The sequence below is a fragment of the Roseateles sp. genome, from assembly GCF_039929605.1.
In the GTDB taxonomy this organism is placed as follows: Bacteria; Pseudomonadota; Gammaproteobacteria; order Burkholderiales; family Burkholderiaceae_C; genus Pelomonas.
The window spans coordinates 1-7,219 of the sequence record NZ_JBDSQX010000025.1; the positions used below are offsets into that span (position 1 = coordinate 1).

Genomic DNA, 7,219 nt, shown 5'->3' on the forward strand with positions numbered 1-7,219 from the left:
TGACGGTCATGAAGCCGTGCACGAAGACGTGGTTGGGCGTCTTGCGGCCGCTGAAGTGCAGCATCGCCGGCCAGAACAGCGTGTGGAAGTAGGTGATGTCCTTGCCGATGAAGTGGATCTGCTCCACCGTGTCATCAGCCATGAAGGCATCGAAATCCTGACCCGTTTTGCCGAAGTAGTTCTTCAGCGACGCGAGGTAGCCGACGGGCGCATCCAGCCAGACGTAGAAATACTTGCCCGGCGCGTCCGGAATCTCGATGCCGAAATAGGGTGCGTCGCGGCTGATGTCCCAGTCGCTGAGGCGGTTGTTGCCCTCCTCGTCGGGCTCGAACCATTCGCGGATCTTGTTGAGCACTTCGGTCTGCAGGCGGCCGGGCTCCTGGGTCCACTGGGTCAGGAACTCGACGCAGCGCGGGTCACTGAGCTTGAAGAAATAGTGCTCGCTGGTCTTCAGTACCGGCGTGGCGCCGGACAGCACGGAGTAGGGATCCTTCAGCTCGGTGGGCGCGTAGACGGCGCTGCAGACCTCGCAGGTGTCACCGTACTGGTCCTTGGCCCCGCACTTGGGGCACTCGCCCTTGATGAAGCGATCCGGCAGGAACATCGACTTCTCGGGGTCGAAGAACTGCTCGATGGTCTTGGTCGTGATCAGCTCGTTGCGGCGCAGCGCGAGGTAGACGGCCTTGGACAGCTCGTGGTTCTCGGGCCCGTCGGTCGAGTGCCAGTTGTCGAACTTGATGTGAAAGCCGTCGAGGTATTGCTGGCGGCCGGCCGCGATGCCGGCGACGAAATCTTGCGGTGTTTTTCCGGCCTTTTCGGCCGCGATCATGATCGGCGCGCCGTGGGCGTCATCCGCGCAGACGAAGTGCACCTGCGAGCCTGCCATGCGCTGGAATCGTACCCAGATGTCGGCCTGGGTGTACTCCATGATGTGGCCGATGTGGAAACCGGCGTTCGCATAGGGCAGGGCGGTGGTGACGAAGAGCTGACGGGGCTGACGAGACATGGGGGCGCTGAGGCGGCAGGAACTGAACAGGAAAACCGGAGATTTTAGGTTTGCGGTGCGGCGGGGTCGGCGGGGGCGGGGGCGGCCTCGCCATCGGCCGGTGCGTCTTCCGGCGCGCCTTCTTCGTCAGGCTTGCCACTCAGCTTGCGCTGGCGCTTGTCCTCGGCCTTGCGCTTCTTGGCCAGCTCGCGCTGGCGTTTCTCATAGCTGTAGTTGGGTGAGGCCAAGTGCGTTTCTCCTGGGAGCGCCCGCACGCGCGGGCAGCGGCCAATGTAACCCGCTGCCCTGGACGGCACTCAACGTCACTTGGCAACGAAAGCTACGAGCCGCCTCAAGGAAGTGGGCTAAGTCACTGATTCGTAATACTTCTAAAAGCTATCCACCGAGTCTGTGGAAAACTTTGTGGAGAACTCGCCTCTATCGCCTCCAAGCCCTTGTGCGATGCGGCTCCGCTTAGGTTGCCGTATTTTTGAGCAGCTGGAAGCGTTCATATGAATCAACAACTTAGCGCTGCCCTCGGCGAGGCCGGCAGGCTAGGGGGACTCAGGGTCCAAAAGGCTTGACTCGTGGCGGAAGTGGGGATAAGTCAAGCTGCGGTCGCCCGATGTCACGGTTCTGGATGACAACTCGATGTCGCTTGTCCCCGGGAACTGTGGACAAGTCTGTGGGGCGAATGGCGGCAGCGCAGCTAAGTGCTTGATCGGCCACGCCTGGCTTGCACTGCCCGTTTTTGAGGCGCCCTGTTGCGCTGCGTCGGGGCAGTGCCGAAGAAGCATCGTCGCGAGCGGCGGCTAAACTCGCGCCCTTTTGCACGGGGCAGCAGCGCGCACATGGGCGACACGAAGGCGGATTTGGCGCGAGAGAGCGGCGGGCGCAAGGCAGGCCCACGTGCCGGCACCTTCGAATTGAAGTCGCGCCGCTTCAGCCTGCTGGGCCTGGTGCTGCACAGCGCCGACGTGGCCGACATCGCCGCCGATTGGGCCGAGCGTGCCGGCCAGGGCGGTTTTGAGCATGAACCTGTTGTCATCGACCTGAGCGGCGTGCCACGTGCACCGGCGGCAGCGGTGGCGAAGGAAGGCCAGGCGCCGTTGGCGCTGGACGGCCCCGCACCCGTCGACCTGCGCGCCATCGTCGAGTTGCTGCGCGCGAGCCAGCTGCAGCCGGTGGCCGTGGCCGGCGCTACGCCTGAGGAGCTGGCGCTGGCGCATGAGCTGGGTCTGGCCGACGCGGCCGACGAGCCCGCTGCGGAACGCACGGCACCGGCGACCACTGTTCGCGAGGTGGTGCGCGAGGTCGTGGTCGAGCGCATCGTCGAGAAGATCATCGAAAAGCCCGCCGCGCCCGTGCCGACGATGATCGTCGACAAGCCGCTGCGCTCCGGCCAGCGCATCTACGCCAAGGGCGGCGATCTCGTCGTGCTGGCCCTCGTGAACCACGGCGCCGAGGTCATCGCCGACGGCAGCGTGCATGTCTACGCGCCGCTGCGCGGCAAGGCGATTGCCGGTGCGCGCGGCGACACGTCGGCGCGCATCTACGCCCACAGCCTGGAGGCGGAACTGCTGTCGATTGCCGGCATCTACCGCACCGCCGAGAACCCGCTGCCGACCGATGTGGCGGGCAAGCCGGCCCAGGTCTTTCTCGATGGCGAGAAGCTGCTGATGCAGCCGCTCGGCCTCTGAACACCCGATTGAACTGAACCAACAGGAAAGCTCAGATGACCAAGATCGTCGTCGTCACCTCCGGCAAGGGCGGGGTCGGCAAGACCACCACCAGCGCGAGCTTCGCCACCGGCCTCGCGATGCGCGGCCTCAAGACCTGCGTCATCGACTTCGACGTCGGCCTGCGCAACCTCGACCTGATCATGGGCGTGGAGCGCCGCGTGGTGTATGACCTGATCAACGTCGTCAACGACGAGATCAAGCTGAGCCAGGCGCTGATCAAGGACAAGCAGCTCGACAAGCTCTACATCCTCGCCGCGTCCCAAACGCGCGACAAGGATGCGCTGAAGCAGGAAGGCGTGGAGCGCGTGCTCAACGAGTTGAAGGCGATGGAGTTCGACTACATCGTCTGCGACTCGCCGGCCGGCATCGAGACCGGGGCGTTGATGGCCATGCACTACGCCGACGAGGCGCTGGTGGTGACCAACCCCGAGGTCTCCTCGGTGCGCGACTCGGACCGCATCCTCGGCATGCTGAGCAGCAAGACCAAGCGCGCCATCGAGGGCGGCGAGCCGATCAAGGAACACCTGCTCATCACGCGCTACAACCCGAACCGCGTTGAGGGCGGCCAGATGCTGAGCCTGGGCGACATCCACGACATCCTGCGCACGCCGCTGATCGGCGTCATCCCCGAGAGCGAGAGCGTGCTGCAGGCGTCCAACCAGGGCACGCCGGCCATCCACCTGGCCGAGACCGACGTGGCCGAGGCCTACAAGGACGTCGTGGCGCGTTTTCTGGGCGAAGACAAGCCAATGCGCTTCACCGAGGCCGTGAAGCCGAGCTGGTTCAAGCGCGTCTTCGGCGGCAAGTGAGGGAGGCCGCACCATGGGATTCCTGAACTTTTTCCTCGGTGAGAAGAAGAACACAGCCAGCGTTGCCAAGGAGCGGCTGCAGCTCATCCTTGCGCACGAGCGCAATGGCCGCAGCTCCAGCCCCGACTACCTGCCGCAGTTGCAGCGCGAGCTGGTGGCGGTGATCAGCAAATACGTGTCGATCAACCCGGACGACATCAAGGTGCACATGGAGCGCCAGGGCGACTTCGATGTGCTCGAAGTCAAGATCGAATTACCTGAAACCCCTCGCCCAGCCTCGCCGCGCTGAACGCCGGCGAGGCTGGTCGGTCCCCCGAGGGGACGGCGACGCTTGCGGCATTGAGCCGCTCGCACATCGCCTGACGGGCCGGCTTGGGAGCGGCCCGGCGCTCGGCCCGAATGCGGGACGCTAACTCTGCGGTTTTGCGGCACGGGCTTGCTCGCGGCGCATGAAGAGGTAGAGGCTCTCCACCTTGGCGCGCGCCCACGGCGTCTTGCGCAGGAACTTCAGGCTTGACGACACGCTCGGGTCGACCTGGAAGCATTTGATGGCGATCTGCTGGCCCAGTTCGGCCCAGCCGAAATGCTCGACCAGCGCGGTCACGATGGCTTCGAGCGTGAGGCCGTGTAGCGGGTCTTTCGATGTTGGGGTCGTGTTCATTCGTGCGTGAACTGGTCTGAGTTCTTGCCCTTGAACTGGGCGTAGTAGCGCTTGATCTCGATCATGTCGGCCTCGATGTCGCCGCTGGGCCTGAACAGTGGCCCGAGGCCCACGAGCTTGCGTGGGTAATCCATGTAGGCCATGACGATGGGCAGCTCGGCGGTCACGGCGATCCAGTAGAAGCCGGTCTTCCAGTAGATGGTCTTGCTGCGCGTGCCCTCGGGCGGCACGATGAGCTGCACTGGGCCGTCGGCGGCCTTCAAGGCCTCGGCTGACGCCGCCACCAGGTTGCTGGAGGTGCCGCGGTCCACCGGGATGCCGCCCAGCCAGCGCATCAGGCCGCCGAACGGGAACCGGAAGATCGAAGACTTGCCGATCCAGTAGGGCGTCAGGCGCAGCGCGAACGACGCGAACAGCGTGTACGGCAGGTCCCAGTTGCTGGTGTGCGGCGCGGCGATGAGCACGCTCTTGCGCGCTTCGGCCGGCAGCTCGCCCTGCACCGTCCAGCCGGCCGCTCTGAGCCAGGCGACCGAGATGCCCCGCCACAGCGTGCTGATGCCGGGGGTCGTGAAGATGGTGCGGTGCATGCGGCCGAATTATCCGGGTCGCCTAAGACCTCCCGAGCGTCACGTCGCTGCGCGGCTCGGCCACGCAGGGCAGGATGAAACCGTCCGTCTTTTCCTCGGCGGACAGGCCGGGCCAGGGGATGCGGTGCTCGACGCGGCCGGCGACCAGGCGGGAGATGCAGCTGCGGCAGGTGCCGTTGCGGCAGGACCATGGCAGGGCGATGCCGGCGGCTAGGCCGGCCAGCAGCAGGGGCTGGTCGGCCGTGGCACTGAAGGTCTGGCCCGTGGGCAGAAGCGTCACAAGGAATGTCTCGGACATGACCGGCATCATGCCGCCACCTCGGTAGCATGCGGCCGCCGACTCGCAAGGTCGGCAGCGTTCTCAGGGCGGGGCGGAATTCCCCACCGGCGGTATGTGCGCAAGCACGAGCCCGCGAGCGCCTTCACCGCTGCGCGGCGAAGGGTCAGCAGACCTGGTGCGATGCCAGGGCCGACGGTCACAGTCCGGATGAAAGAGATCGCGTAGCGTCGGCGTGCCCGCATTGAATGGGCGCGCCGCTGCTGCGTGCGCTTGCCCTGATTCTGGAAAAGCCGTCTTTCAAGAGGACACCATGAATCAGCCCCTCCCCACCTTCAACCTGCCCCGCCTGCCGCGTGTGGCCATCGTGGCCGCCAGCTGGCACAAGGACATCGTCGGCGTTGCCGTGTCGGCCATCCGCCATGAGTTCGACCGATGTCGACTCCCGGCAGAGCACATCACCCAGCTGGAAGTGCCCGGCGCCTTCGAGATCCCGCTGCATGCGCGCCGCCTGGCACGCACGGGCCGCTTCGACGCCGTCATCGCCTGCGGCCTCGTCGTCGATGGCGGCATCTACCGGCACGACTTCGTCGCCCAGGCCGTCATCAACGCGTTGATGCAGGTGCAGATCGACACCGACGTGCCGGTGTTCTCTGCTGTGCTGACGCCGCATCACTTCCATGAGCATGGCGAGCACACGCGTTTCTTTGCCGAGCACTTCTCCACCAAGGGCGTTGAAGTAGCACGCGCCTGCCTCGCGACAATAGCGAGCCTGGACCAGATCACCGCGCTGGCCGACTGACCTAGCGCCCCGCGCAGCACACCCCCTGCGCTGCGCCTTCCTTCCCTACTGCATGCTCGCCGCCCGCTACCTTGCCGGCTATCCGCCCGAACTGATTGCGCAAGCTGAAGCGCTGCGTGTGGAGGGCCGCCTGGCTGACCACTTGGCCCGCCGTTTGCCCGAGCGCCATGAGGTGCGCAGCGACTCGGCGCTGTTCGCCTACGTGCAGGCCTTCAAGGCCCGCCACCTGCGCAACGCCGAGCCGCTGAACTCGGTCAACTACGACGCCAAGCTGCGTGTGCTGCAGCACGCCCTCGGCACGCACACGCGCCGCACGCAGGTGCAGGGCAGCAAGTTGAAGATGCGCCGCGAGATCCGCGTCGCGACCTTGTTCAAGGACGCCCCGGCCGCGCTGCTGCGCATGATCGTCGTGCACGAGCTGGCCCACCTGCGCGAGCTGGAGCACAACAAGCCCTTCTACAAGCTCTGCCAGCACATGGAACCGGACTACTTCCAGCTGGAGTTCGATTTGCGGCTGTATCTGATGAGCCTTGAGGACTCACCCAAGTGATCCTGCTCGCGCCCATGGAGGGCCTGCTCGACCACATCCTGCGCGATGTGCTGACCCGTGTCGGCGGCGTGGACCGCTGCGTGTCCGAGTTCATCCGCGTGACCGACCAGTTGCTGCCTAACCGCGTCTTCACGCGCATCGTGCCCGAGCTGAACAACGGTGGCCGCACCCCGGCCGGCGTGCCGGTGCACCCGCAGCTGCTGGGCTCCGACGTGACCTGCCTGGCCGAGAACGCGGGCCGCCTGGCCGAGCTGAAGCCCGAGGGCATCGACCTCAATTTCGGCTGCCCGGCCAAGTGCGTGAACCGCCATCGCGGCGGCGCTGTGCTCTTGGACGAGCCGGAGCTCATCCACGAGATCGTCGCCGCCGTGCGCCGCGCGGTGCCGGCCGACGTGATGGTGTCGGCCAAGATGCGGCTGGGCTTCATGGACGACAGCAAGACGCTGGACGTCGCCCGCGCCATCCACGCAGCCGGTGCGCAGGAGATCGTCGTCCACGCCCGCACCAAGGCCGATGGCTACAAGCCGCCGGCCTATTGGGATCGCATCGCCGAGGTGCGCGCGGCGGTGGCCGTGCCTGTTGTCGCCAATGGCGAGATTTGGACGGCGGCGGATGCCGACAATTGCCGCGCGCAATCGGGCTGCACCGATTTGATGTTGGGCCGCGGCATGGTGGCCAACCCCGGCCTGGCTTTGGCCATCAGCGCGCCGGGCGCAGCACCGATGGCCTGGGGTCAGGTCATGCGGCTGATGACGGATTTCTTTGACTTGGTGCGGGCGTGGACGACGATCTCCTGCGCACCGGCT

At 65.9% G+C, this 7,219-nt stretch carries 11 protein-coding genes and 1 riboswitch; of the genes, 6 read left to right on the top strand and 5 right to left on the bottom strand.

What is annotated here, in order from left to right; all coding sequences use genetic code 11:
* Positions 1 to 1,006, bottom strand: a 1,006-nt coding sequence (gene metG, locus ABIS05_RS04000; protein WP_348012495.1) for a methionine--tRNA ligase, incomplete at its 3' end; no start/stop codon positions are given.
* A 44-nt stretch (positions 1,007 to 1,050) separates the two neighbouring features.
* Positions 1,051 to 1,233, bottom strand: coding sequence for a hypothetical protein (locus tag ABIS05_RS04005; protein WP_348012496.1), 183 nt, complete (start codon positions 1,231 to 1,233; stop codon positions 1,051 to 1,053).
* Positions 1,234 to 1,836: 603 nt separating this feature from the next.
* On the opposite strand from ABIS05_RS04005, the gene minC reads away from it, so the two are divergent.
* Genes minC through minE form a run of 3 tightly spaced genes read left to right on the top strand, consistent with a single transcriptional unit; the run spans position 1,837 to position 3,825 of the window.
* Positions 1,837 to 2,685 carry a septum site-determining protein MinC gene (minC, locus tag ABIS05_RS04010; RefSeq protein WP_348012497.1) on the top strand — a complete coding sequence of 283 codons (849 nt, stop codon included), beginning with the start codon at positions 1,837 to 1,839 and terminating at the stop codon, positions 2,683 to 2,685.
* Between the two features lie 35 nt (positions 2,686 to 2,720).
* Positions 2,721 to 3,536 carry a septum site-determining protein MinD gene (gene minD, locus ABIS05_RS04015; protein ID WP_348012498.1) on the top strand — a complete coding sequence of 272 codons (816 nt, stop codon included), beginning with the start codon at positions 2,721 to 2,723 and terminating at the stop codon, positions 3,534 to 3,536.
* 13 nt (positions 3,537 to 3,549) lie between these two features.
* Positions 3,550 to 3,825 carry a cell division topological specificity factor MinE gene (gene minE / locus ABIS05_RS04020; protein WP_348012499.1) on the top strand — a complete coding sequence of 92 codons (276 nt, stop codon included), beginning with the start codon at positions 3,550 to 3,552 and terminating at the stop codon, positions 3,823 to 3,825.
* Positions 3,826 to 3,945: 120 nt separating this feature from the next.
* Here the strand turns inward: minE and ABIS05_RS04025 are convergent, their stop codons facing one another.
* From ABIS05_RS04025 to ABIS05_RS04035, 3 genes are read right to left on the bottom strand one after another with little or no spacing between them, the layout of a single operon-like run.
* Positions 3,946 to 4,197, bottom strand: coding sequence for a VF530 family protein (locus tag ABIS05_RS04025; protein ID WP_348012500.1), 252 nt, complete (start codon positions 4,195 to 4,197; stop codon positions 3,946 to 3,948).
* Positions 4,194 to 4,784 (bottom strand): 1-acyl-sn-glycerol-3-phosphate acyltransferase, encoded by a 591-nt coding sequence (locus tag ABIS05_RS04030; RefSeq protein ID WP_348012501.1) that lies wholly within the window; start codon positions 4,782 to 4,784, stop codon positions 4,194 to 4,196. The genes ABIS05_RS04025 and ABIS05_RS04030 overlap by 4 nt, the downstream gene beginning before the upstream one ends.
* A 22-nt stretch (positions 4,785 to 4,806) precedes the next feature.
* Entirely contained in the window at positions 4,807 to 5,082 is a 276-nt protein-coding gene (locus ABIS05_RS04035) for a 2Fe-2S iron-sulfur cluster-binding protein (protein ID WP_348012502.1), read from the bottom strand.
* Between the two features lie 55 nt (positions 5,083 to 5,137).
* Positions 5,138 to 5,287, top strand: a riboswitch (FMN riboswitch).
* Between the two features lie 87 nt (positions 5,288 to 5,374).
* Here ABIS05_RS04035 and ABIS05_RS04040 point away from each other — a divergent pair.
* From ABIS05_RS04040 to ABIS05_RS04050, 3 genes are all read left to right on the top strand, one after another.
* A complete protein-coding gene (locus ABIS05_RS04040) occupies positions 5,375 to 5,863 on the top strand; it encodes a 6,7-dimethyl-8-ribityllumazine synthase (protein ID WP_348012503.1) in 489 nt (162 codons plus the stop codon).
* A gap of 52 nt (positions 5,864 to 5,915) precedes the next feature.
* Entirely contained in the window at positions 5,916 to 6,413 is a 498-nt protein-coding gene (locus ABIS05_RS04045; RefSeq protein WP_348012504.1) for a YgjP-like metallopeptidase domain-containing protein, read from the top strand.
* A 14-nt stretch (positions 6,414 to 6,427) separates the two neighbouring features.
* On the top strand, positions 6,428 to 7,219 hold a 792-nt coding region (locus ABIS05_RS04050), incomplete at its 3' end, for a tRNA-dihydrouridine synthase (RefSeq protein ID WP_348012505.1).

Bases quoted from the DNA above. Each gene is read 5' to 3' on its own strand.
- minC (WP_348012497.1), top strand. From the start codon at position 1,837: ATGGGCGACACGAAGGCGGATTTGGCGCGAGAGAGCGGCGGGCGCAAG.
- minD (WP_348012498.1), top strand. From the start codon at position 2,721: ATGACCAAGATCGTCGTCGTCACCTCCGGCAAGGGCGGGGTCGGCAAG.
- minE (WP_348012499.1), top strand. From the start codon at position 3,550: ATGGGATTCCTGAACTTTTTCCTCGGTGAGAAGAAGAACACAGCCAGC.
- ABIS05_RS04025 (WP_348012500.1), bottom strand. From the start codon at position 4,197: ATGAACACGACCCCAACATCGAAAGACCCGCTACACGGCCTCACGCTC.
- ABIS05_RS04030 (WP_348012501.1), bottom strand. From the start codon at position 4,784: ATGCACCGCACCATCTTCACGACCCCCGGCATCAGCACGCTGTGGCGG.
- ABIS05_RS04035 (WP_348012502.1), bottom strand. From the start codon at position 5,082: ATGTCCGAGACATTCCTTGTGACGCTTCTGCCCACGGGCCAGACCTTC.
- ABIS05_RS04040 (WP_348012503.1), top strand. From the start codon at position 5,375: ATGAATCAGCCCCTCCCCACCTTCAACCTGCCCCGCCTGCCGCGTGTG.
- ABIS05_RS04045 (WP_348012504.1), top strand. From the start codon at position 5,916: ATGCTCGCCGCCCGCTACCTTGCCGGCTATCCGCCCGAACTGATTGCG.